The following is a 23,392-nucleotide window of genomic DNA, read 5'->3' on the forward strand; positions in this document are numbered from 1 at the left end:
GAACTCACCCCATGACGTTTTTGCGCGTAGTTGTTTCATTTTTTATGCTTGCCAGCCTGGTAACCCAAGCCCAGACCATCAAAGAGAGCGATTCTTTTGCTGTCATCGGTGAGCCCAAATATGCTGTCAACTTTACCCATTTTGATTACGTGAACCCGGCAGCCCCTAAAGGCGGCAGCATCACGCTCTCGAGCATCGGCACATTTGATAACTTCAACCGTTTCGCACTCCGTGGCAACGCCGCAGTGCGCACGGAATCACTTTACGATTCCCTGTTTACCACCTCTGATGACGAGCCAGGTAGCTATTACCCACTGATTGCGGAAATGGCGCGCTACGCAGATGACTATTCCTGGGTCGAAGTCGCCCTTAACCCACGGGCAACCTTCCATGACGGCTCACCCATTCGTGCCAGCGATGTGGCCTTTACTTTCCAAAAATTTATGACCGAAGGGGTTCCACAATTTCGTTTGATCTACAAGGGAACGACGGTTAAAGCAATTGCCCCGCTCACGGTGCGTATTGCGCTGGGAGAACCGGGCAAAGAGAATATGCTGAGTCTTTTATCTCTGCCGGTGATGCCAGAGAAATTCTGGAAGGACCACAAACTTAGCGACCCACTCGGCAAGCCGCCGCTGGCCAGTGGTCCTTATCGCATCAGCGCCTGGCGCATGGGCCAGTACATTACTTATTCGCGCGTGAAGGATTACTGGGGGGCAAATCTGCCAGTGAACCGTGGTCGCTGGAATTTCGATACCATCCGCTACGACTATTATCTTGACGATAACGTTGCCTTCGAAGCCTTTAAAGCGGGTGCCTTCGATATGCGCACCGAAGGCAGCGCGAAGAACTGGGCAACCCGCTACATCGGCACCAATTTTGCCAATGGCTACATTGTGAAAGACGAACAGCAGAACACCTCTGCGCAAGATACACGCTGGCTGGCCTTTAACATCCAGCGCCCGGTGTTCAGCGACCGGCGCGTCCGTGAAGCAGTGTCACTGGCGTTTGATTTTGAGTGGATGAACAAGGCCCTCTTCTACAACGCCTATAGCCGCACCACCAGCTACTTCCAGAATACTGAGTACGCCGCCCGTAACTATCCGGATGCTGCTGAATTGATGCTGCTTGCGCCAATGAAAGCCGATATTCCTCCTGAAGTCCTTACCTCAATTTATACCCCCACCGTGTCGAAAGGGGATGGGTACGATCGGGAAAATCTGCTGAAGGCCAGCGAATTGCTGAAGCAAGCGGGATGGGTCATGAAAGACCAGAAGTTGGTGAATGCGCAGACCGGTAAGCCCTTTGTCTTCGAAATGCTGCTCTCCTCCGGCGGCAACAATCAGTGGGTACTGCCGTTCCAGCACAATCTGGCGCGCCTGGGCATCACGATGGAAATTCGCCAGGTCGATAACTCGCAGATAACCAACCGCCTGCGTACCCGCGATTACGACATGATGCCGCGCGTCGTGCGTGCGATGCCCTGGCCAAGCTCGGATTTACAAATATCCTGGAGCTCGGAGTACATCGATTCCACCTACAATTCACCGGGGGTGAAGAATCCGGTGGTCGACAAATTGATCGCACAAATTATTCAGGCTCAGGGTGACAAGGACAAACTGCTGCCACTGGGGCGAGCGCTGGATCGCGTGCTGACGTGGAATTATTACATGCTGCCGATGTGGTATATGTCTGCCGACCAGATAGCTTACTGGGACAAGTTTTCGATGCCGGGCATTCGTCCTGTCTATTCGATCGGGTTTGATACCTGGTGGTATGACGTAAACAAAGCGGCAAAACTGCCCGCCGCCAGACGTTAAGGAGAAGGAATGGGCGCCTATCTGATTCGACGCTTATTGCTGATAATCCCGACGTTATGGGCCATTATCACCATTAACTTTTTTATTGTGCAAATCGCACCGGGTGGTCCGGTCGACCAGGCTATTGCCGCCATTGAATTTGGCAGCTCCGCCGGATTACCCGGCACGGCGATGGACGGGACCAGTGCCACCCATGCCCGTACCGGTGTGGGTAGCGCCGTCAGCAATGACAGCCATTATCGCGGTGGCCGCGGCCTGGATCCGGAAGTGATTGCAGAGATAACCAAGCGCTACGGCTTCGATAAGCCAATGCATGAGCGCTATTTCAAAATGCTGTGGGACTACGTGCGTTTTGATTTTGGCGACAGCCTGTTCCGCAGTTCGTCCGTTTTGCAACTCATCAAAGAGAGTATGCCGGTCTCGGTCACCCTCGGACTGTGGGGAACGCTGATTATCTATCTCGTCTCCATTCCCCTGGGCATCCGTAAAGCGGTCTATAACGGCAGTCGGTTCGATCTCTGGAGCAGTGCGTTTATCATCATCGGCTATGCGATTCCGGCTTTCCTGTTTGCGATTCTGTTGATCGTCTTCTTCGCCGGCGGCAGCTACTACGATATCTTCCCGCTGCGAGGGCTGGTGTCGGCCAACTTTGACACCCTGCCCTGGTATGGAAAAATCACTGACTACTTATGGCACATCACGCTGCCGGTGCTGGCAACGGTGATTGGCGGTTTTGCTGCACTCACCATGCTGACCAAAAACTCGTTTATGGATGAGATCCGCAAGCAGTATGTGGTCACCGCACGGGCAAAAGGGGTCAGCGAAGGCAACATTATGCGCAAGCATGTGTTCCGTAACGCCATGCTGCTGGTGATCGCCGGTTTCCCGGCCACATTCATCAGCATGTTCTTTACCGGGTCACTGTTGATTGAGGTGATTTTCTCGCTTAACGGCCTGGGGCTGCTGGGCTATGAAGCCACTGTCTCAAGGGATTATCCGGTGATGTTCGGCACGCTCTATATTTTCACCCTGATTGGCCTGCTGCTGAATATCCTCAGTGATATCAGTTATACGCTGGTCGACCCGCGCATCGATTTCGAGGGACGCTGATGTTTCAATTAAGCTACGTCAACCAGACCCGCTGGGCGCGCTTTCGTCACAATCGTCGCGGCTACTGGTCGCTGTGGATCTTTCTGCTGCTGTTCATGTTCAGTCTGTTTGCTGAACTGATCGCCAACGATAAACCACTGCTGGTGCGCTATCAGGGAAACTGGTATGTGCCGGTGGTAGCGGACTACGGTGAAAGCACGTTCGGTGGCCCCTTCGCTACGCCTGCTGATTACCAGGACCCCTGGCTACAGCAACAGATTAACCAGCACGGCTGGATGGTTCAGGCCCCCATTCGCTTTGGTGCACGCAGCATTAACTACGGTACCACTCAACCCTTCCCCTCTCCGCCTTCAGCCCAGAACTGGCTTGGCACCGACTCCAACGGGGGAGACGTGCTGGCACGCATTCTCTACGGCACGCGCATCTCTCTTCTCTTTGGCCTGATGCTGACCGTTTGCTCCTGCGTGATAGGCGTGCTGGCGGGGGCCATTCAGGGGTACTACGGCGGTAAAATAGATCTCTGGGGGCAGCGCTTTATCGAGGTGTGGTCGGGGATGCCCACCCTGTTCCTGATTATTCTGCTCTCAAGCGTGGTTCAGCCCGACTTCTGGTGGCTGCTGGCAATTACCGTGCTGTTTGGCTGGATGAGTCTGGTGGGTGTGGTGCGCGCCGAGTTTCTGCGCACGCGAAACTTTGACTACATACGTGCTGCACGAGCACTTGGAGTGAATGACCGCAGCATTATGCTGCGCCACATGCTGCCCAATGCAATGGTCGCCACGCTCACGTTTCTGCCGTTTATTTTGTGCAGTTCTATTTCCACGCTCACCTCCCTCGACTTCCTCGGGTTTGGTTTGCCGTTGGGTTCACCGTCTTTAGGTGAGCTGCTGTTGCAGGGAAAAAACAACCTTCAGGCCCCGTGGCTGGGCATTACAGCCTTCCTGTCAGTGGCGGTGCTGCTGTCGTTGCTGATTTTTATTGGTGAAGCCGTGCGCGACGCCTTTGATCCCAATAAGGCGGTCTGAGATGACAACTCCTCTGTTACGCATTGATTCCCTCTCCATTGCCTTTCGCCAGCAGGAGAGCTTACGCACCGTGGTGAGTGACCTTTCCTTACAGGTTGAAGCGGGCGAAACTCTGGCACTGGTTGGCGAGTCAGGGTCGGGCAAGAGCGTGAGTGCGCTGTCCATTCTGCGCCTGCTCCCCTCCCCGCCAGTCGTGTACCCGCAGGGGGACATTTTCTTTCGTGGCGAGAGCCTACTTCACGCCTCTGAAAAGACCTTACGCCAGGTGCGCGGCAATAAAATTGCGATGATTTTCCAGGAGCCGATGGTCTCGCTGAACCCGCTGCATAGCGTGGAAAAACAGCTCTACGAAGTGCTCTCTTTACACCGGGGTATGCGCCGGGAAGCTGCGCGAGCGGAGATCCTCACCTGTCTCGATCGTGTGGGTATCCGCAATGCGCGCCAGAGGCTGGGTGACTTCCCTCATCAGCTTTCCGGAGGGGAACGCCAGCGCGTGATGATCGCCATGGCGTTGCTGACAAAACCCGAACTGCTGATTGCCGATGAACCTACCACCGCACTGGACGTGACTGTGCAGGCACAAATCCTCGCCCTGCTGCACGAGCTTCGCCAGGAACTCAACATGGGCCTGCTGTTTATCACCCATAACCTGAGTATCGTCAGAAAACTGGCAGATAACGTCGCGGTGATGCAAAACGGCAAATGTGTGGAGCAGAACAGCACAGACGCGCTTTTTTCCGCCCCGTCCCACCCTTACACGCAACGGCTGATTAACAGTGAGCCTGCGGGCGATCCGGTGCCTTTGACGCCAGGTACCACACCGCTACTGCGGGTGGAAAATCTGGGTGTGCGCTTCCCCATCCACAAAGGCATCCTCAAGCGTGTTGTCGGTCATAATGACGTGGTTAAAGCGGTGAGTTTCGAACTGCATCCGGGTGAAACCCTGGGACTGGTGGGTGAGTCCGGTTCGGGTAAGAGCACGACAGGTCTGGCGTTGCTGCGCCTGATTGCCTCGCAAGGGAAAATTCACTTCGACGGGCAGCCAATAGATCAGTGGAACCGTAAGCAGATGCTGCCAGTGCGCCACCGTATCCAGGTCGTATTCCAGGACCCTAACTCGTCGCTCAATCCGCGTCTGAACGTGCAGCAGATCATTGAAGAAGGTCTTCTGGTGCATCAGCCGACCCTGAAACCCAACGCACGTGAAGAAGAAGTCATTCGGGTTATGAACGAAGTGGGGCTGGATCCTGAAACACGTCGCCGTTTTCCCGGAGAGTTTTCCGGTGGCCAGCGTCAGCGTATCGCGATTGCCCGTGCGCTTATTTTAAAACCCGCTCTGATCATTCTGGATGAACCAACCTCTTCACTCGATCGCACCGTACAGTCGCAAATTCTGACCTTGCTGAAGACCCTTCAGCAAACGCACCGCCTGGCCTATATCTTTATCAGCCACGATTTGCAGGTAGTGCGCGCCTTATGTCACAAGGTGATTGTGTTGAAACAAGGGGAAGTAGTCGAGCAGGGAGAGTGTCAGCAGGTATTCAACAGCCCGCAGCAGGCCTATACACGTCAGCTATTAGCACTACGCTGACGCTCAGAAAGGATTTTGACCGGTAAACGGCTCGGCAATGGCGACGCCAAAGTTTTTCAGACGGCAGGTCGCTGCGAGCTCATCCTGGCAATTTACGAACAGGCAGGGCTCGCCTTCGCATTCCACCACAGAGCAATCCACTTCAATATCGCTTAACGCCTGGCTGAGTTTGTGCATAACAGGCCAGGCTTTATCACCATCCGGGCTCAACAATTTGAGGGCCACAAGGCTCCCTTCCGCATCATCATCGTTTTGCGGAATCGGTTCAACTTTGGCACCTGCAAAACCGTCCAGCCAGCGATAGCACTGGGGGAGACGGTGGATGATGGAGAGCTGTAATGTATTCACTTTCATTCCCCGGAAGTAAGTTTACTTCACAAATATTTTACATTCAGATTAACACATTATTGACAAATCGTCTTGTCACTCACATTGAAAAGGTGAAAAGCCTTATGCCTTGCGGGTTAGCGGTTCATTTAACTGGATTTTGTGAATGAACCCCAGCCTCTTTTTCGGCTATATGTACCTGTTTCTGAGATCTAACTCAACCTTTTTCACTACAATGATGTGACTTTTTACATTAATTGATTTTACATAAAATAAACAAACGTGTCTGAATGTATGTCTGTTTTGGTTGATGTGTATCAAAAAAGGGAGCATTTTTGCTCCCTTAATTTGATAACTGTGATGAACAATCAGGCCGGTTTTTTACCGCGACTGGCGTAGATGTAAAAGAGGATGGAGCTTGTCGCGCAGAAAGTAATGGACCAGATCATCGGCCAGGCCGAATTGAATGTCGACAGCGACAGCAGTGCGCCCACAATGGCACCAATACCGAAGCGGAATGTTCCCGCCAGCGAGGATGCCGTCCCGGCCATGTGCGGAAACTCATCAAGGATCACCGCCATTGCGTTGGAAGAAACCAGCGAAACGCAACCAATAAAGGCGGCAACTCCCACCACCAGTGACCAGAATCCCGCCCCCATCAATGCGGTTACCACCATCCAGACCGCCATCGTGAACTGGATCCACAACCCGCCACGGAACATGTTCAGCGCCCCAACACGACGCACAAACCGGCCGTTAATGATGGTCATCAGGAACAGAAACACGATGTTCAACGCGAAGTAATAGCCAAAGTCCTGAGGTGAAACATGGTTCACTTCGATATAGACAAACGGGCCGGCGCTAAGGAAAGAGAACATCCCGGCAAAGCTGAAGCCGCTTGCCAGCATGTAGCTCAGCACGCGTTTATGGCGAAACAGTGAGGCAAAGTTGCCGACCGTGGTGCGCAGATGAAAAGGCTGACGGCGCTCTGGTGGCAGGGTTTCGCGAATGAAAAAAGCGATCATCGCTGAGGCTAACAATGCCGCAATCGCAAGGATCCAGAAGATGGCGTGCCAGCTAAACCAAATCAGCACGGCCCCACCGACCATCGGCGCCAAAAGTGGCGCAATGGTTGTCACCAGCATGACGAAGGACATCATGCGGGAAAACTCTTCCCGCGGGTACATGTCACGCATCAGGGCGTTAATGACCACGCTCGCGGCGGCGGCGGCCAGTCCATGGAAAAAGCGCATGGTAATGAGCTGATCGATGGTCTGTGCCAGTGCACAGGCTACGGCAGCGGCGGCGAAAATCAGCGTGCCGCCAAGAATCACCGGTTTACGCCCAATACTGTCGGCCATCGGGCCATAAATCAGTTGCCCCAGCGCAAAGCCCAGAATATAGGTACTCAGGGTCATTTGCGCGCTGCCCGCAGGCACCCCGAACTGCCCGGCGATCACCGGCAGTGCGGGCAGATACATATCAATCGATAACGGCATTAACATGGCCAACAGGCCAAGAATAAAAACAATACTCAGTGATGAGTGTGGCCTGGTGGTCACGACAAGCTCCTGTCTCAGCGCGACGGTAATCCGACGCTGGCAATCTCTTCTTCCGTCAGAGGGCGGTAATCCCCCTCCGCCATATCGTCATCAAGGGCGATCGCGCCAATGCGCTCGCGATGCAGTCCCACCACGTGGTTACCCACGGCAGCAAACATGCGTTTTACCTGATGGTAACGACCTTCGCTGATGGTCAGACGCACCTGAGTCGGGGTGATCACTTCCAGCTGCGCTGGGCGGGTGAGATCTTTTTCGTTATGCAACTGCACGCCTTTGGCAAACTGCGCGGCGGTATCGTCAGAGACCGGCGACTCCAGCTCAACCAGATAGGTTTTCTCGCAATGATGGCGCGGAGAGGTAATACGATGCGACCACTGCCCGTCGTCGGTCATCAGTACCAGGCCCGTGGTGTCGATATCCAGACGGCCCGCCGCGTGCAACTGGTAAGCAACCGGCTCATCAAGGAAAAACAGCACCGTCGGATGATCGGGATCGTCCGTTGAACAGACGTACCCCTGCGGTTTGTTCAGCATGAAATAGCGCGGACCTGTCTGTTGGACCAACGCATTCCCCTCGTATTCAACCTGGTGTTCAGGGCGTAATTTAAACGCCGTATCTCTTACCACTTCGCCGTCAACCGTAACGTGACTGGCGCGGATTTGACGCCCAGAAATAGCACGGCTCACGCCGAGTTGCTGAGCGATAAATTTATCAAGTCGCATGAAGTTCTTTTGCCTGTATGGTGCTGGGAGCTGGACATGGCGTCCAAAAAAATGAAGTTGGGACCGTTAAGACCCGTAAGTATAGCGGTCATTCTACACCGCTCAAGGGAAAGATTCGTGGCATACTTGTGACACGATGTTGTCACACCGCGAAGACCATGACTTTTACCTTACGCCCTTATCAACGCGAAGCGGTAGACGCTACCCTCGCCCACTTCCGCCACCACGATGAACCTGCCGTGATTGTCCTGCCCACCGGTGCAGGCAAAAGTCTGGTGATTGCCGAGCTGGCAAGGGTAGCGCGTGGCCGTGTGCTGGTGCTTGCCCACGTTAAAGAACTGGTTGCACAGAACCACGCCAAGTATCTCGCCCTCGGTCTGGAAGCAGACATCTACGCCGCCGGACTGAAGAGCAAACAGAGTGAAGGCAAAGTGGTGTTCGGTAGCGTGCAGTCCGTGGCGCGCAATCTCGACCATTTTCAGGGAGAGTTTTCCCTACTGATTGTCGATGAATGCCACCGCATCAGTGATGATGACGAAAGTCAGTATCAGCAAATTTTGCAGCACCTGCGCAAAGTGAATCCTCGCGTACGTCTGCTCGGGCTGACCGCCACCCCTTTTCGTCTGGGTAAAGGCTGGATTTATCGCTTTCATTACCACGGCATGGTGCGCGGCAATGAAAAAGCACTGTTCCGCGACTGCATTTATGAGCTGCCGCTGCGCTACATGATTAAACATGGCTATCTGACGCCGCCGGAACGGCTGGATATGCCCGTCGTGCAATATGACTTCAGCCGCCTGCAGGTACAGAGTAACGGGCTGTTTAGTGAAGCGGACCTGAACCGCGAGCTGAAAAAACAGCAGCGCGTGACCCCGCATATCATTAGCCAGATAGTGGAATTTGCCAATTCGCGCAAAGGGGTGATGATTTTTGCCGCCACCGTTGAACATGCCCGCGAAATCACCGGCCTGTTACCCGCTGATGATGCGGCACTGATAACTGGCGAAACGCCGGGTCCGCAGCGTGACGCGCTCATTGAGGCGTTCAAAGCGCAGCAGTTTCGTTTTCTGGTCAACGTCTCGGTGCTGACCACCGGTTTTGATGCCCCACATGTCGACCTGATCGCCATTTTGCGCCCGACGGAGTCCGTCAGCTTGTATCAACAAATCGTGGGGCGCGGGTTGCGTCTGGCGCCGGGCAAAACGGACTGTCTGATTCTGGATTACGCCGGGAATCCACACGATCTCTATTCTCCCGAAGTGGGCTCACCGAAAGGTAAAAGTGATAACGTTCCGGTGCAGGTCTTCTGCCCGGCCTGCGGCTTTGCTAACACGTTCTGGGGTAAAACGACCAGCGACGGCAAACTCATTGAACACTTTGGCCGCCGCTGCCAGGGATGGTTTGAAGATGACGACGGGCTACGCGAGCAGTGCGATTACCGTTTTCGCTTTAAAAACTGCCCTCAGTGTAATGCCGAGAATGATATTGCCGCCCGTCGTTGCCGGACCTGCGACACTGTACTGGTTGATCCCGACGACATGCTGAAAGCCGCGCTTAAGCTTAAAGATGCGCTGGTTCTGCGTTGCAGCGGAATGGATTTACAGCACGGTGCTGATGACAAAGGCGAGTGGCTGAAAATCACCTATTACGATGAAGACGGGGCCGATGTCAGCGAGCGTTACCGCCTGCAAACTCCGGCCCAGCGCACCGCTTTTGAGCAGCTTTTTATCCGTCCGCACACCCGTACGCCCGGTGTGCCGCTGCGCTGGATTGTCGCCAGCGATATCCTCGCTCAGCAGGCATTGCTCCGACATCCCGATTTTGTGGTCGCCCGAAAGAAAGGGCAATTCTGGCAGGTGCGTGAGAAAGTGTTCGATTATGAGGGGCGCTTTCGCCGCGCCAATGAGTTACGTGGCTAAGTCGCGCCCATGCGACTTGTCACAGGGGGGGATACGGGTATAATCCCGCCCGCTTTTGCATCCGCAGAGCAGAAAATCTGCCTGTTGCTGGGTCGCCTGCAGCAGGAACTATAGAAGAGAGTTTTAAATGTTTACTATTAACGCAGAAGTACGTAAAGAGCAGGGTAAGGGTGCGAGCCGCCGCCTGCGCGCAGCGAACAAATTCCCGGCTATCGTTTACGGTGGTGAAGAAGCGCCGTTCGCTGTTGAACTGGATCACGACAAAGTGTGGAACCAGCAGAATAAAGAAGGTTTCTACACCGAAGTTCTGACCCTGGCCGTTGACGGCAAAGAAGTAAAAGTGAAAGTTCAGGCTGTTCAGCGTCACCCGTTCAAGCCAAAACTGACTCACATCGACTTCGTTCGCGCTTAATCGCCAACCTCGTCGAAAAAAAACCCCGCACTGCGGGGTTTTTTTATATCTCATCATTCTCTGTCAGCGGTTTCGCTATGCGCGGATTATCGCGTTCTTCCGGCACACCCTCGCGCTTCAGCTGGTTCAGTAACGCCCTCTGGCGAACGGAAGCACTCTCAGGTATCCACGGCAAAACACGTATCGGGATGGCCTGCCCTTCACTTAACGCCTCAAACAGTTTCTCACTGCTAATCAGATCTGCACACTGCCAGCGTTGACCATCAAATTCGAAATCGAACCAGACTTTGAGTTCCAGTTCATCGATATGCTCATGGTGCGTGTTTCGGTTGATATCGAGTGTGATGTCAGTTTCCGTACGCGCTTTGCGGCTTAACGTGGCATTGAGGTTCAGCCCATTCCGCTTGAGCAGTCCTTTTTCGTAGTAGTAGCCAATGCTGCTAAAACTCGATTTAAAGGCAAAGCCGATAAGAAACAGCCCCGTACAAAGGAAAACGCCACCGAGAAGCAGTTTTACAACGCGGTCATAGCCGCTGACATCAGACCACCCGTTGAAAATCAGCAGCGACGCCAGCACGGAAAACACCCCGAAGCCCAGCAGCATGGCAAACAGGACCAGGTGTTTACCGGCAACCTGCTTTAATAGTGCAAAATCAACGGGTGGTTTCTGGCGTAATCCCTTACGCATCGCCATATCCTTTGATGAGAAAAGGAGAGTTAGTTGCCACCGGTCCGGCGCTGCAACTGATCGCGAAGGTTTGGCGGCGTGCCTTTGATGGTCAGCGTATCCGTTGCCGGATCCCAGAAAATGCGTTCGCCGAGCAGCATCGCATCGAAGTTGATCGTCAACCCGCCGCCGCTGCCCGCATATTTGGTTAACTGACGCAGGGTGCTGCGATCCGCCGGGAAGCTCTCTTCGAGCTCATAGCCCTTGTCGGCAGTAAAGTCCTGGAAGCTCACCTCACTGACGCCCGCCAGCTCTTTCGATAGAGATTCCAGTTCAATTTCTTCGCCCGCCTGCAGTTGCTCATTACAGTAGGTGTAGACCTGCTTACGCACTTCCTGACGCTCAGATTTGTCGAGCTGCGCTTCAGCGGTAAAATCATCCACCGCTTGCAACAAACCGCGGTTCTGCGCTTTGGCATTCAGCCCTTCAGTGGCACCTAAGAAGTCCATGAAGAAATCGGCCACTTTGCGCCCTACCCGCCCTTTCAGGAACGTCAGGTAGCGAGTGGATTCCGGATTGGTTTCCCACTCGGTTAAGTCGATGCGCGCCACAATATCTGCGTGATTGATATCCAGATAGTGTGTCGCACTGATGTCCAGTTGTTCATTGACGCGCATGCTGCTGAGGTTGTTCAGCACCGACACCAACAGGTATTCCACCGCCAGGTAGCGATAATGGCAGAACAGCACGATACCACCATCGGCAAACGGATATTTCGCCAGTTCATCACGTAAACGTCCGGTCGCCGCACGGCTGAAGGCCAGGAAATCGTCTTCACCCTGGCGCTGCTGTCGCAGAGACTGGGCCAGTTCGCTCTCTTCATTAAACATGCCGTAGGCTTTATTTTTTGCGCTGTAAACCCGATGTAGCTCGGCAACCATCTCCTCAACGGGGGCCGTTGGTTCCAGCAAAGAATCGCGCAGCACCAGCTCAAGATTCTGCTCATCACGCTTGATAAGCTGATGCAGGGCAATCTGGTTGATGTCCAGACTCATGATAAACTCTCCTTTATGACCGGGCGGTATTCAACCATCACCCAGGCAACTGTGCAACAGCAGATAAAAAAGCAGAAAAAAACCTCTTGCTACGGTAATATGTTGGACTTTATGAATAAACAGATTTCGATTTATGCCGCAAATTTCCCGTTATAGTGATGAACACGTAGAACAACTGCTGAGTGAACTGGCTAACGTGCTGGAGCAACACAAGGCGCCAACCGATCTTTCCCTGATGGTACTGGGAAACATGGTGACGAACTTGATTAACACCAGCGTCGCACCAGCTCAACGCCAGGCTATCGCAAAGTCCTTCGCCCAGGCTCTGCAGTCGTCCGTTAATGACGATAAAGCGCACTAAGGTAAACAGCGACACTTATGGTGACACATCGTCAGCCCTACCGTGAAAAAGTCTCCCAGATGGTTAGCTGGGGGCACTGGTTTGCCCTGTTCAACATTCTGTTGTCTATGGTGCTCGGTAGCCGCTATCTGTTTGTCGCCGACTGGCCGACAACCCTCGCCGGACGAATCTATTCTTACCTGAGCGTTGTCGGGCATTTCAGCTTTTTGGTGTTTGCCACCTACCTGCTGATCTTATTCCCCCTCACCTTTGTCGTGATATCACAGCGTCTGATGCGTGCCCTGTCAGCCATTCTGGCGACCGTCGGTATGACGCTCTTGCTCATCGACAGTGAAGTCTTTACCCGATTCCACCTGCATCTTAATCCCATTGTCTGGGAACTGGTGATTAACCCCGACCAGAATGAAATGGCGCGAGACTGGCAACTGATGTTTATCAGCGTGCCGGTGATCCTGCTGATTGAGATGTTGTTTGCCACCTGGAGTTGGCAAAAACTGCGCAGCCTCACCCGTCGTCGCCATTATGCGAAGCCGGTGGCCAGTTTCTTCTTCGTGGCGTTTGTCGCCACGCATGTGATGTACATCTGGGCTGACGCCAATTTTTATCGTCCGATTACGATGCAGCGCGCAAACTTACCGCTCTCCTACCCAATGACAGCGCGTCGTTTCCTTGAGAAGCATGGTCTTCTGGACGCACAGGATTACCAGCGCCGCCTGGTCGAACAGGGCAATCCGGAGGCAGTGTCAGTTCAATATCCTTTAAGCGATTTACGCTATGTGGATATGGGGCCAGGCCAAAACGTCCTGTTGATCACCGTCGATGGCCTCAACTATTCGCGTTACGAAAAACAGATGCCACAGTTGGCCAGTTTCGCCGAGCAGAACGTCAACTTTACCCAGCATATGAGTTCGGGTAATACGGCAGATAACGGCTTCTTCGGGCTGTTCTACGGAATTTCCCCAAGTTATATGGATGGTGTGCTGTCAGCCCGTGTACCTGCGGCCCTGATTACCGCACTGAATCAGCAAGGCTATCAGCTTGGTCTGTTCTCGTCTGATGGCTTCAGCAGCGCACTCTACCGCCAGGCATTGCTGTCTGATTTCTCGCTGCCTGCACCGAAAGCACAGAGTGATGCTCAGACCGCCGATCAGTGGATCGACTGGCTGGGTCGCTACGCGCAGGATGAAACACGGTGGTTCTCGTGGGTGGCGCTCAACGGCACGGGTTCACAGGATACTAACCAGCAGAACTTCGCCCGCCGTTACAGCCGCGCGGTCAGCGATGTCGATACACAGATTGGCCGTCTTCTCGACACCTTGCGCGATGCCGGGAAACTGGACAACACGGTGGTGATCATCACTGCTGGTCATGGTATGCCGGCGGAAAAATCAAAAAATGATTTCTCATGGTCCCGTGATAATCTGCAGGTACCATTAGTGATCCACTGGCCGGGCACACCAGCACAGCGCATCACCAAACTGACCGATCATAAAGACATTATGACCACGCTCATGCAACGACTGTTGCACGTGAGCACACCGGCGAATGAGTACTCGCAGGGGCAGGATCTGTTTAATGCGACTCGTCGACATAACTGGGTTACCGCGTCCAGTGGTGGGACACTGGCCATCACAACGCCACAGATGACATTGTTGCTGAACCAAAACGGGAGTTACCGAACCTGGAATCTGCAGGGTGAGAAGGTTAATGACCAAAAACCGCAGCTCAGTTTGCTGCTGCAAGTGCTAACGGATGAAAAACGTTTTATCGCTAACTGATTGATTAATTTTAAATCAGTCAGACACCCGTCACTTGCAATCAGCCCTGAAAAGGGTAGTATTACCGCCACAAATCGGCACGTAGCGCAGCCTGGTAGCGCACCGTCATGGGGTGTCGGGGGTCGGAGGTTCAAATCCTCTCGTGCCGACCAAATTATCCCTGAAAAAACCAACCTTAACGGTTGGTTTTTTTATGTCTGCAATTTGCTAACGTTAAAACCCACCCTTTTATTGCCTTTCTAACCTCTCTCCTCCGTATCTGGTTTTCACGAATGTGTTCTGCACGGCATTCTTTAAGGTGAGAAATGCCCTAAGCTCAATGGCAATAGTGGAAGATCTATCGGGCTTTTCGGGCACACGAAGGGGATCAGATGAAAAACGTCATCATAAGTATGATTGCCAAAATTTCTAAAATGGACGCAGAAGCAAAGCGGTTAACTGCACGGGTTGAAGCGCAGTCGTTGTTACTCAGTGCGCTGATGCTGACAATCGGTAAAAACGGCGGTGTGCGCGACATCATTGAGAACGTAAAGAAAGCGATCAATACCGCGGTTGAGGTAGCGGAAAGCCCCCTAAAATCGGATGCGGAAATGCTCCTCGCGGAATTCACCGAACTGCTGTCAGTAACACGATTGCTTGATGATGCCGATGCCGACATTGACTACCAGTCCCTGAATGAAAGGTTATCAAATACCGATCAGGACGATCCGGCTTAAGCGGATGAGTTATTCTTACCGCAAATAAGAATCCTCTAACCGTATGAAAAATTGAATGAATTCAGTTTAAGATTTGCGTACACATAAAAAAACCTGCCGAAGCAGGTTTTATTGTTTACAGCGCGATATCTGAAACCGGTTCGTTATCCGCCGGTAGTGGGTGCGAAGGTTTGCGTACGGGCGGCGTGGCATCGGCAATCAGCGATTCATCGCATTTCAGCCCCAACACACGACTGGTGTACTGTGATTCTTCATTCGCCGCATCAGTGTTGCCATCCAACTGCACACCGAGGAAAGGAATGATCCTTTTGAGCGTCGCCTGCCACTCTGGCGAAACCACTTTTTCAGGGAACACTTTTTCCATCAGTTCCAGCATAATCGGTGCCGCTGTAGAGGCACCCGGTGATGCGCCCAACAGGGCGGCAATGGTACCCTCTTTATCGCTTACCACTTCGGTACCAAGACGCAGCACACCGCGCTGTTTGCCGTTACGTTTGATGATTTGCACGCGCTGACCAGCCTGCCACAAGCGCCAGTCTTCTTTATTGGCGAGTGGGTAGTATTCGCAGAGCGCATCAAAACGATCGTCATCATTCTGCAGAACCTGACCGACCAGATATTTCACCAGGCCAAAGTTCGACAGCCCGACGCTCACCATCGGCAGGAAGTTGGCGCTGTTAGTTGAACCCAACAGATCCCACAATGAGCCGTTTTTCAGGAAACGCGTGGAGAAGGTGGCGAACGGTCCAAACAGTACGACGCGCTTGCCATCGATAATACGGGTATCGATATGCGGCACCGACATTGGTGGCGCGCCTACGGAAGCCTGACCATAGACCTTCGCCAGATGATGGTTGACCACATCCGGGTTTTCCGACACCAGGAACTGCCCCCCCACCGGGAAGCCTGCATAGTCTGACGCTTCCGGAATGCCCGACTCCTGCAACAGTTTCAGTGCGGCCCCGCCTGCGCCGATGAAGATAAACTTCGTCTTCACAACCTGCTCCATGCCGCTGTTCTTGCTGGCAATGGTCACATTCCAGGTGTTGTCGGCATTACGCTTAATACCGCGCACTTCGCTGCCCAGTTTCAGAGAGAAATTCTCTTTTTTCTGCAGCGACGTAATCAACTGACGCGTGATCTCGCCAAAGTTAACATCTGTGCCGATCTCCGTGCGCGTAGCCGCAACCTTCTGCTGCGGGTCGCGCCCGTCCATGACAAGCGGTGCCCACTTGCGGATCTGGTCGTGATCTTCGGAGTAGCGCATGCCATGGAACAACGAGCTTTGTTGCAGTGCTTTATAGCGTGCACGCAGGAAGTTCACGTTTTCATCGCCCCACACCAGACTCATGTGCGGAACGGTGTTAATAAATGAGCGCGGCTCGCTGAGTACACCGGTTTCCACCTGATGCGCCCAGAACTGACGAGAGATACGAAACGCTTCGTTAATCTCAATCGCCTTCTTGATACTGATGGAACCATCCTGGTTTTGCGGGGTGTAGTTCAGTTCCATTAACGCGGCGTGCCCTGTACCGGCATTGTTCCAGCCGTTAGAGCTCTCTTCCGCCAGGGCATCCAGCCGTTCGACCATGGTGATTGTCCAGTTGGGCTCCAGTTCCTGGAGGTAGGTCCCCAACGTGGCACTCATGATCCCACCACCGATTAAAAGCACATCCGTTTCCTGCTCTTTCGACGCGTTAGCTTTTGCCGCCGCTGAGACAGCATTAAGCCCGACAGCCATCGAAAACAGCTTGGCAGTCATTCTTTTCATAATGTTAATGCCTTACTTTTAGTGCTGCTTTATTAGCATTTATCGCGGGTAAACTTGTTAGCGGATCTAACCTAGCACTTAAAACTGCGTTTTTAAATAATGTTTAAACATTAAATAGTCATTATATAAATGTTACTAATAAGTTGCTTTTTAGCATTAAATTTAACCAGTTTTTCTGGCATTGTGATCTGATTAACAGTACTATTTTGCCCCTTAATAAAACCGGGGCATTCATAGTTTTTTCTTATGCCTTTCACCGATTTCCAGTCCATAAAGTTATGTCAGAAAAATTAAACTGTTTACCCGGTCATGTGAGCGATGTATTGCGCTCGCCTCAGTTGCTCACACGCGAAGCGCTGGCAGGCGTCATTACTGCACTGGCGCTGATCCCTGAAGTGATCTCTTTCTCGGTGATTGCTGGCGTTGACCCAACGGTCAGCCTGCTGGCATCGGTGGTTCTTTGTATTGGCATGTCACTGTTAGGCGGTCGCCCGGCAATGGTCACTGCCGCTGCCGGTTCGGTAGCGCTGGTTATTGGCCCAATGGTCCACCAGCATGGCGTGGCTTACATTCTGCCCGCAGTGGTTATGGCGGGGGTTATCCAGATTATATTCGGTCTCACCCGCATGGCGCGCCTGATGCGGTTTATTCCCCAATCGGTGATGACCGGGTTCGTGAATGCACTGGGTATTTTGATTTTCTTCGCCCAGGTTCCTCACTTCTGGAGCCGTGATCCCCTGATTCTGGGTCTCTTTGTGCTGACACTGCTGATTGTGTTGTGGTGGCCGCGTTGGGTGAAAAGTATTCCTGCGCCGCTGGTGGCTATTGTGGCGCTGACAATGTTTACCGTGTTCAGCGGGCAAATCCTGCCGACCGTTGGCGACGAAGGTCCGATGCAGGGCGGGCTCCCGGGCTTTACCGAGTGGCTGGTGCCCTTTAACCTGGAAACGCTGGCGATTATCTGGCCCTGTGCACTGAGTATTGCATTTGTGGGTTTACTGGAGTCGCTGCTGACCGCACGCCTGGTGGATGACATCACCCATACGCCTTCCAATAAGAGTCGTGAAAGTACCGGGCTGGGCATTGCCAACATTCTGGCCGGTTTTTACGGTGGCATTGCGGGCTGCGCCATGATCGGGCAGACCATCGTCAACGTTGAGATGGGGAAAGGCCGCAGCCGTGTATCAACAGCGGTTGCAGGCCTGGTACTGCTGTTGCTGGTTACCGCGCTGAGCAGCGTGATGGCGAAAATTCCGATGGTGGTGCTCGCCGGGATCATGGCGATTGTCGCCGTGAAAACCTTTAGCTGGCACAGCATTCAGCCAGGTACCTTACGCGAGGCACCGGTGGCAGAAACCCTGGTGATGTTCGTCACCGTGGCCGCCACCATCAGCACCGGCAACCTGGCGATTGGCGTGGTAGCCGGGCTCATTGCGATGGTGATTTTGCCCGCCCGCCTGCATAAAAAGCACGGCACTACAGCAGAAAAAGTGTCGCCAGGCCAAGAAAAATAAAGAAGCCTCCGGTGTCGGTAATTGCGGTAATCAATACGCTGGAGCCGACCGCCGGATCGCGACCAAAACGCATCATGGTCATCGGAATGATGACCCCCATCATCGCCGCCACCAGCAGATTCAATATCATCGCCAGCGTCATCACGCCGCCCAGCGCCATGTCGTCATAAAGCAGCCAGGTAATGCCCCCCATAATCCCGCCCCAGACGAGGCCGTTGATCAGCGCCACGCCTAACTCGCGCAAAATTAAAAAGCGAAAGTTGCCAGGCTGGATGGTTTGCAGCGCCAGTGCGCGGACAATCATGGTGATGGTTTGATTACCGGTATTGCCGCCAATGCCCGCAACGATGGGCATCAGTGAGGCCAGGGCCACCAGTTGCGAGATGGTGTGCTCAAAGCCATCGATCACCCTTGAAGCAATAAATGCAGTGCAAAGGTTAATTGCCAGCCATGCCCAACGATTTCTTACCGCGCGGGTAACCGGGGCAAAAACATCTTCTTCACTGCTGAGGCCCCCCATCCGGCGCAGATCGTTGTCCGTCTCTTCATAGACCACATCCACAATTTCATCGATGGTCAGACGGCCGAGTAATTTCCCGTCGGGATCAACTACCGCAGCACTGATCAAGTTGTCACGCTCAAAGGTGCGGGCCGCATCTTCCGAATCTTCATGGGGAGAAAACACCACCGGTTCGACGTTCATCACCTCGTCAACGCGCCGATCTCCAGCGTTCAGCAGGATTGTTTGCAGGCCCAATTCACCTACAAGGATCTCGTCGTGCCCGATGACAAACAGTTTGTCGGTGTTTTCTGGCATCCTGCCTAACTCTCGCAGGTAACGTTGTACCGTTTCGAGGGTCACGTCCGGGCGGACGGTGACCACCTCAAATTCCATAATCGCCCCGACGCAATCTTCCTTATAACGCATCACCTGATGAACGCGGGCACGTTCAGCCGCCGGTAGCGTGGCAAGCAGACGGCCGGTCAGGTTTCGCGGCAGATGCTGTACCAGCCAAATCTGTTCATCGATGTCGAGCGTTTCCAGCGCGTTTAACAGTGCTTTGTCACTCATCTCATCGATCAGGTCTTCCCAGACGTTTTCTGAGGCTTCCAGCAAAATTTTGCCGCGCTTCTCATCTTCAACCATGCGCCAGAGCGCATGACGCGCATCGACAGGTAGCCCTTCGAGTGTGTCGGCTAAGTCCGGAGGCGGCAGATGTGAAACCAGCGCCTTCACTTCACTGATATCACTGGTGAGCGCATCGGCATCAACTTGCTCTGCAAGCGTCAGTTCACCCAGCAGCGTGGCGGTGAGGGTCTTATGAGTGGTGAGCAGCCAGATCAGACGCGCACGTTCCTGATCGCGTAAGCGAGTGCTTTTTTTGGTGATAACGGACATATAACCTTCCCTGCAAATAATCCAGCAGGCTTAAGCATAGCGGCAGACTGTGTAAATAAAACTAAACGGGCAGTGTGTATGCGGGAAAAACAGACAGCGCCCTCCCGTCAGGGAGAGCGCCAGGGGTTATGCGGTACGGGCGACAGCGTCCCGGGACGCGAGCGCGCGCTCTTCCCCGGTCAGTTCACTGAGTTGGCCGTTGCGCATTTCGAGCAGGCGATCGGCATGGACAAAGTAGTGGTCATCGTGGCTGATCGCAAAAATGGTTTTTCCCATCTCTTGCATCAGCGGCAGCAGCACCTGATAGAACTCGCGACGGAAATGCGGATCCTGGTCAGCGGCCCACTCATCAAGCAGTAAAATATCGCGCTCTTCTGCCAGTGCCAGCAACAGCGCCACGCGCTTCTTCTGCCCTTTCGAGAGCTTCAGGTCGAGGATTTTGCCGTCTTTCAGCTCCAGCTTGTGCGACATCTTAAGTTGATGCAGCCATTTTTCCACCAGCTGTGGATTGGCCTGCTGGCCTTCCGATCCAAGCAGTTGGTCAAACAGCCAGACATCCGTGAACACAGCAGAGAACAGCTTACGGTAATCTTCCGGTTTCTCTTGCGCCAGCGGTTTGCCGTCCACCAGGATTTCACCCGCTGCCGGTTGGTACAAACCGGTCAGCAGCATGGCAAAGGTGGATTTACCGCTGCCGTTACCGCCAATCAGGAACACCTGTTCACCCCGTTTGAGGGTCAGGTTGATGGGCCCGACAGAGAAGGTATTGTCCTGATAGGTAAAAGTGACGTCACGGAATTCCAGGGTTTCCCAGTCCGGGTAGATCTGCGGGCGCGGGAACTCAGCTTTATAGGGCGTCAGCGAGAATTGCTTAAGTTTGTTGAATGCCACCTGCGCACTGAGCAGGGTCGGCAGTGCGCCGACTGCAGAAAGCAGCGGAGTGCGCAGGAACAACAGCGTCAACGAATAGGTCGCCGCTACGTTGGTATCCGCCCAGCCCAGGCCGTTCGCCATCCAGAACACCAGGCCAATGGCGCCCAGCATCATAATGTTCGACCAGTTCACCGCACTCAGGTGGAAGGTATCAGCGCGAATGATGTGGTGACGATACTCTTGTGCGTCCGGCAGATATTGGTTCTTAAAGATGTGCTCGGCACGCTCGCGGTTGAGGGTCAGCTCTTTACGCCCTTCCAGCACCGTCTGGAAGTCGTTGTACAGCTTGTCTTCGGTTTCACGCAGCGTCGCAATGTGTTTGTAAACGCGGGACACCAGCACAAATCCACCCCAGATAGTCAGCGCCATCCACAGTGCAGTGACGACCAGCATTTTGCCCGACAACCACGCCAGATAGGCCGATGACCCCACCGTCAGGATAATCCCCTGCACCAGTTCCGGCAGACGCACAAATGCGATGGTGATGTTACGCACATCGCTGGTCAGCCCGGCAAGCAACGAGGCGCTGCCCAGCTTTTCAATACGCTCAATCGGCGTATCCAGAATGCGTTTGATAAACTCGCTGCGCATGCGATAAACAAAGTGGTGACCGAGCGCCGTTAATGCCAGCTGTGAGCCTAGTGTCACCGCCATTAGCAGCAACAGCAGTCCAAGGAACTCCGGCAGCACGGTAAGCGAGATATCCACGGTTTCAATCAACCGCAGATTGATAAAGGCGATGAGCCCAATGCCAAGTGCCGCACTAAGTAGCGTCAGCGCAAGCACGGCAATAAAAGGCCAGCGATACTGGCGCCAGACCAGCAGGAGAAGTTCCATAGTAACAACCTGTAAACATAAACAGCCCGCAGTTTAAACGGCTGATTGTTTACATCAAGAATAATTCTTATTTTTATTCAATCTTTCTGGCCTGACGAAAAGTGAGGTTATACCGGCATTCCCCTGTCGCCGGATGATGCCCTGCTTTAAGCGGTGCAATACCGTGGTAGAAGAGTCGCGACTCGCCGCCCCACACCACCACATCGCCATGTTCAAGCATCAGGCGCTGTATTGGGCTGTTGCGCGCAAGGCCACCAAACTGAAAAATCGCCGGTAACCCCAAAGAGACGGAGACAATGGGTGCACGGAGATCCGGCTCGTCTTTATCCTGATGCAACGAGAGCTTTGCGCCGGGAACGTAACGATTGATAAGACAGGCGTCCGGCCGGAAATTCGCATAACCTGCCGCGACGGCTGCGGCATCGCAGAGTGCAGTGAAAGCAGCGGGCATGGCAGGCCAGCGCTGGCCCGTTTGCGGGTTGATGGGGGAGTAGAGATACCCACCGGAATCCGTTGTCCAGCCTACCTCACCGCAGTTGGTCATGGCGACGGACATGGTGTAGCCGCCCGGTGTGACCATATGGCGCAGCGGCGATTGTTGAGCAACCTCATCTACCCCACGAAGCAGCGCGTCGGCGTCTTTCAGGGCAAAGCGGCGCAGAACCACAGCACCGGGTGCCAGACTCTCCTGCCAGGGCTCTTCATCGGCGAACAAATCCAGCATTATCTCTCCTGCTCTTTGGCTTCCTGTTGCAGTAATCGCATCTTACGCGTCGCCCCCCAGCGATAACCTGACAGCCCGCCATCAGCCCGTACCACCCGGTGACAAGGTACTACGATAGCCAGTTTGTTCGCCCCGCAGGCGCTGGCTACCGCCCGCACCGCCTTCGGTTTGCCAATGCGCTCTGCCAGCGTCTGGTAGCTTATGGTTTCCCCTGGAGCAAGCGAGCGTAGCGCCTGCCAGACCTGAAGCTGGAAGGCCGTTCCCCGAAGATCCAGCGGCAGTGTAAAGGGCGATTTCGGGTCATCCAGACGCTGCACAACCTGAGCAACACGTTCAGTAAATCGTGCACTCCCCGGCTCACGTTGAGCATGAGGGAAAATCTGCTGCAACTCGGCGAGTAGCGCTTCGTCACTGTCAGCCAGCAGGATCGCACAAATACCCCGCTCGCTCTCTGCCACCAGGCAGTGGCCCAGCGTGCAACGACTCAAAGCATAATGCACGGCGATGTCATCCCCCCCACGGCGATACTGGCTGGCAGTCATTCCCAGTGCGGCATCGGCCTGTCGGTAGTAACTGCTGTTGTCCGGAAAACCCGCCGCGAGGACTGCTTCGGTAATTGTGCTGCTCTGGATTAATGTGTCCTGTAGGCGCTTTGCCCGGAAGGCCTGTTGCCAGTTTTTTGGCGTCATGCCGGTCACGCTTTTGAAAAGCCGGTGGAAATGCCAGGGGCTCATCGCCACGGCATCGGCTAATGTCTCCAGAGTGACTGGGGTATCCTGTTCCAGCAAACGGCAGGCTTTTGCCACTTTCGCCTGACGCTGGAGCAGCGGATCGATTTTATCCGGCTGGCAGCGCTTGCAAGGGCGGAAACCGGCGGCAAGAGCAGCACCGGCATCAGAATAGAAGCCAACATTCTCCCGTAGCGGGCGTCGTGAGCGACACGAGGGTCGACAAAAAATACCGGTGGTGCGCACTGCGAAGACAAACTGTCCGTCTTGCTGGCTGTCTCGCTCGCAGACCGCCTGCCAGCGCTGCTCGTCAGTGAGTGATGCGGTCGATAATAAAGTGGCTGTTTTCATCTCAGGCTCCTCGTTCAAGTCTAGCCCCACTCTGCCCGTTCACCTGGACGAAAAAACCCGCATTCTTGCT

At 54.0% G+C, this 23,392-nt stretch carries 20 protein-coding genes and 1 tRNA gene; 11 read left to right on the plus strand and 10 right to left on the minus strand.

All coding sequences use genetic code 11. The features are described 5' to 3' along the window. Window positions 1-44: 44 nt before the first annotated feature. Genes AC5JPW_RS18680 through yejF form a run of 4 tightly spaced genes read left to right on the plus strand, consistent with a single transcriptional unit; the run spans window position 45 to window position 5,546 of the window. On the plus strand, window positions 45-1,820 hold the full coding sequence (locus AC5JPW_RS18680; protein WP_494243869.1) for an extracellular solute-binding protein: 1,776 nt from the start codon (window positions 45-47) through the stop codon (window positions 1,818-1,820). A 9-nt stretch (window positions 1,821-1,829) separates the two neighbouring features. Further along, complete coding sequence (locus AC5JPW_RS18685) at window positions 1,830-2,930, plus strand: microcin C ABC transporter permease YejB (RefSeq protein ID WP_494242619.1); 1,101 nt, start codon at window positions 1,830-1,832, stop codon at window positions 2,928-2,930. Next, window positions 2,930-3,955 carry a microcin C ABC transporter permease gene (locus AC5JPW_RS18690; protein WP_494242620.1) on the plus strand — a complete coding sequence of 342 codons (1,026 nt, stop codon included), beginning with the start codon at window positions 2,930-2,932 and terminating at the stop codon, window positions 3,953-3,955. Before AC5JPW_RS18685 ends, AC5JPW_RS18690 begins: the two co-directional genes overlap by 1 nt. A gap of 1 nt (window position 3,956) precedes the next feature. Then, window positions 3,957-5,546, plus strand: a complete 1,590-nt coding sequence (gene yejF / locus AC5JPW_RS18695; protein WP_494242621.1) for a microcin C ABC transporter ATP-binding protein YejF — start codon at window positions 3,957-3,959, stop codon at window positions 5,544-5,546. A gap of 3 nt (window positions 5,547-5,549) precedes the next feature. On the opposite strand, the gene AC5JPW_RS18700 is transcribed toward yejF, so the two are convergent. The 3 genes from AC5JPW_RS18700 to rsuA form a co-directional block, all read right to left on the minus strand. After that, window positions 5,550-5,894 carry a YejG family protein gene (locus AC5JPW_RS18700; protein WP_494242622.1) on the minus strand — a complete coding sequence of 115 codons (345 nt, stop codon included), beginning with the start codon at window positions 5,892-5,894 and terminating at the stop codon, window positions 5,550-5,552. 347 nt (window positions 5,895-6,241) lie between these two features. Further along, window positions 6,242-7,435 (minus strand): Bcr/CflA family multidrug efflux MFS transporter, encoded by a 1,194-nt coding sequence (locus AC5JPW_RS18705; protein ID WP_494242623.1) that lies wholly within the window; start codon window positions 7,433-7,435, stop codon window positions 6,242-6,244. Between the two features lie 14 nt (window positions 7,436-7,449). After that, window positions 7,450-8,157 carry a 16S rRNA pseudouridine(516) synthase RsuA gene (gene rsuA, locus AC5JPW_RS18710; RefSeq protein ID WP_494242624.1) on the minus strand — a complete coding sequence of 236 codons (708 nt, stop codon included), beginning with the start codon at window positions 8,155-8,157 and terminating at the stop codon, window positions 7,450-7,452. Window positions 8,158-8,315: 158 nt separating this feature from the next. Here rsuA and radD point away from each other — a divergent pair, with 158 nt between their 5' ends. Continuing rightward, on the plus strand, window positions 8,316-10,076 hold the full coding sequence (gene radD, locus AC5JPW_RS18715) for a DNA repair helicase RadD (RefSeq protein WP_494242625.1): 1,761 nt from the start codon (window positions 8,316-8,318) through the stop codon (window positions 10,074-10,076). Between the two features lie 127 nt (window positions 10,077-10,203). Then, window positions 10,204-10,488 carry a 50S ribosomal protein L25 gene (rplY, locus tag AC5JPW_RS18720; RefSeq protein ID WP_494242626.1) on the plus strand — a complete coding sequence of 95 codons (285 nt, stop codon included), beginning with the start codon at window positions 10,204-10,206 and terminating at the stop codon, window positions 10,486-10,488. A gap of 43 nt (window positions 10,489-10,531) precedes the next feature. On the opposite strand, the gene AC5JPW_RS18725 is transcribed toward rplY, so the two are convergent. After that, window positions 10,532-11,176 (minus strand): hypothetical protein, encoded by a 645-nt coding sequence (locus AC5JPW_RS18725; RefSeq protein ID WP_494242627.1) that lies wholly within the window; start codon window positions 11,174-11,176, stop codon window positions 10,532-10,534. Between the two features lie 29 nt (window positions 11,177-11,205). Continuing rightward, window positions 11,206-12,210 (minus strand): nucleoid-associated protein YejK, encoded by a 1,005-nt coding sequence (gene yejK / locus AC5JPW_RS18730; protein ID WP_494242628.1) that lies wholly within the window; start codon window positions 12,208-12,210, stop codon window positions 11,206-11,208. A 133-nt stretch (window positions 12,211-12,343) separates the two neighbouring features. Here yejK and AC5JPW_RS18735 point away from each other — a divergent pair, with 133 nt between their 5' ends. From AC5JPW_RS18735 to iraP, 4 genes are all read left to right on the plus strand, one after another. Beyond that, window positions 12,344-12,571 (plus strand): YejL family protein, encoded by a 228-nt coding sequence (locus AC5JPW_RS18735; RefSeq protein WP_494242629.1) that lies wholly within the window; start codon window positions 12,344-12,346, stop codon window positions 12,569-12,571. 17 nt (window positions 12,572-12,588) lie between these two features. Then, complete coding sequence (yejM, locus tag AC5JPW_RS18740; protein WP_494242630.1) at window positions 12,589-14,349, plus strand: LPS biosynthesis-modulating metalloenzyme YejM; 1,761 nt, start codon at window positions 12,589-12,591, stop codon at window positions 14,347-14,349. A gap of 75 nt (window positions 14,350-14,424) precedes the next feature. Further along, window positions 14,425-14,501 (plus strand) — tRNA-Pro (locus AC5JPW_RS18745). Window positions 14,502-14,720: 219 nt separating this feature from the next. After that, window positions 14,721-15,065: an anti-adapter protein IraP gene (gene iraP / locus AC5JPW_RS18750; RefSeq protein ID WP_494242631.1), complete on the plus strand. Its 345-nt coding sequence runs from the start codon at window positions 14,721-14,723 to the stop codon at window positions 15,063-15,065. Between the two features lie 115 nt (window positions 15,066-15,180). Here the strand turns inward: iraP and mqo are convergent, their stop codons facing one another. Beyond that, window positions 15,181-16,836 carry a malate dehydrogenase (quinone) gene (gene mqo / locus AC5JPW_RS18755; protein ID WP_494242632.1) on the minus strand — a complete coding sequence of 552 codons (1,656 nt, stop codon included), beginning with the start codon at window positions 16,834-16,836 and terminating at the stop codon, window positions 15,181-15,183. Window positions 16,837-17,114: 278 nt separating this feature from the next. On the opposite strand from mqo, the gene AC5JPW_RS18760 reads away from it, so the two are divergent. Continuing rightward, window positions 17,115-18,350, plus strand: coding sequence for a SulP family inorganic anion transporter (locus AC5JPW_RS18760; RefSeq protein ID WP_494242633.1), 1,236 nt, complete (start codon window positions 17,115-17,117; stop codon window positions 18,348-18,350). On the opposite strand, the gene mgtE is transcribed toward AC5JPW_RS18760, so the two are convergent. From mgtE to ada, 4 genes are all read right to left on the minus strand, one after another. Continuing rightward, window positions 18,313-19,749, minus strand: a complete 1,437-nt coding sequence (mgtE, locus tag AC5JPW_RS18765) for a magnesium transporter (protein ID WP_494242634.1) — start codon at window positions 19,747-19,749, stop codon at window positions 18,313-18,315. The genes AC5JPW_RS18760 and mgtE overlap by 38 nt on opposite strands. Before the next feature lie 126 nt (window positions 19,750-19,875). Then, a complete protein-coding gene (locus AC5JPW_RS18770; protein WP_494242635.1) occupies window positions 19,876-21,519 on the minus strand; it encodes a multidrug ABC transporter permease/ATP-binding protein in 1,644 nt (547 codons plus the stop codon). Window positions 21,520-21,592: 73 nt separating this feature from the next. Then, window positions 21,593-22,243: a DNA oxidative demethylase AlkB gene (gene alkB / locus AC5JPW_RS18775; protein ID WP_494242636.1), complete on the minus strand. Its 651-nt coding sequence runs from the start codon at window positions 22,241-22,243 to the stop codon at window positions 21,593-21,595. After that, window positions 22,243-23,322: a bifunctional DNA-binding transcriptional regulator/O6-methylguanine-DNA methyltransferase Ada gene (gene ada, locus AC5JPW_RS18780; RefSeq protein ID WP_494242637.1), complete on the minus strand. Its 1,080-nt coding sequence runs from the start codon at window positions 23,320-23,322 to the stop codon at window positions 22,243-22,245. The genes alkB and ada overlap by 1 nt, the downstream gene beginning before the upstream one ends. Window positions 23,323-23,392: the final 70 nt, after the last annotated feature.

Source organism: Phytobacter sp., assembly GCF_059074235.1.

What these genes read in the sequence shown, in the direction of transcription:
- AC5JPW_RS18680 (WP_494243869.1), top strand. Translation starts at nt 45, where the DNA reads ATGCTTGCCAGCCTGGTAACCCAAGCCCAGACCATCAAAGAGAGCGAT.
- AC5JPW_RS18685 (WP_494242619.1), top strand. Translation starts at nt 1,830, where the DNA reads ATGGGCGCCTATCTGATTCGACGCTTATTGCTGATAATCCCGACGTTA.
- yejM (WP_494242630.1), top strand. Translation starts at nt 12,589, where the DNA reads ATGGTGACACATCGTCAGCCCTACCGTGAAAAAGTCTCCCAGATGGTT.
- ada (WP_494242637.1), bottom strand. Translation starts at nt 23,322, where the DNA reads ATGAAAACAGCCACTTTATTATCGACCGCATCACTCACTGACGAGCAG.
- rsuA (WP_494242624.1), bottom strand. Translation starts at nt 8,157, where the DNA reads ATGCGACTTGATAAATTTATCGCTCAGCAACTCGGCGTGAGCCGTGCT.
- AC5JPW_RS18760 (WP_494242633.1), top strand. Translation starts at nt 17,115, where the DNA reads ATGTCAGAAAAATTAAACTGTTTACCCGGTCATGTGAGCGATGTATTG.
- AC5JPW_RS18770 (WP_494242635.1), bottom strand. Translation starts at nt 21,519, where the DNA reads ATGGAACTTCTCCTGCTGGTCTGGCGCCAGTATCGCTGGCCTTTTATT.
- mgtE (WP_494242634.1), bottom strand. Translation starts at nt 19,749, where the DNA reads ATGTCCGTTATCACCAAAAAAAGCACTCGCTTACGCGATCAGGAACGT.
- alkB (WP_494242636.1), bottom strand. Translation starts at nt 22,243, where the DNA reads ATGCTGGATTTGTTCGCCGATGAAGAGCCCTGGCAGGAGAGTCTGGCA.
- AC5JPW_RS18725 (WP_494242627.1), bottom strand. Translation starts at nt 11,176, where the DNA reads ATGCGTAAGGGATTACGCCAGAAACCACCCGTTGATTTTGCACTATTA.
- iraP (WP_494242631.1), top strand. Translation starts at nt 14,721, where the DNA reads ATGAAAAACGTCATCATAAGTATGATTGCCAAAATTTCTAAAATGGAC.
- radD (WP_494242625.1), top strand. Translation starts at nt 8,316, where the DNA reads ATGACTTTTACCTTACGCCCTTATCAACGCGAAGCGGTAGACGCTACC.
- AC5JPW_RS18690 (WP_494242620.1), top strand. Translation starts at nt 2,930, where the DNA reads ATGTTTCAATTAAGCTACGTCAACCAGACCCGCTGGGCGCGCTTTCGT.
- yejF (WP_494242621.1), top strand. Translation starts at nt 3,957, where the DNA reads ATGACAACTCCTCTGTTACGCATTGATTCCCTCTCCATTGCCTTTCGC.
- rplY (WP_494242626.1), top strand. Translation starts at nt 10,204, where the DNA reads ATGTTTACTATTAACGCAGAAGTACGTAAAGAGCAGGGTAAGGGTGCG.
- yejK (WP_494242628.1), bottom strand. Translation starts at nt 12,210, where the DNA reads ATGAGTCTGGACATCAACCAGATTGCCCTGCATCAGCTTATCAAGCGT.
- mqo (WP_494242632.1), bottom strand. Translation starts at nt 16,836, where the DNA reads ATGAAAAGAATGACTGCCAAGCTGTTTTCGATGGCTGTCGGGCTTAAT.
- AC5JPW_RS18735 (WP_494242629.1), top strand. Translation starts at nt 12,344, where the DNA reads ATGCCGCAAATTTCCCGTTATAGTGATGAACACGTAGAACAACTGCTG.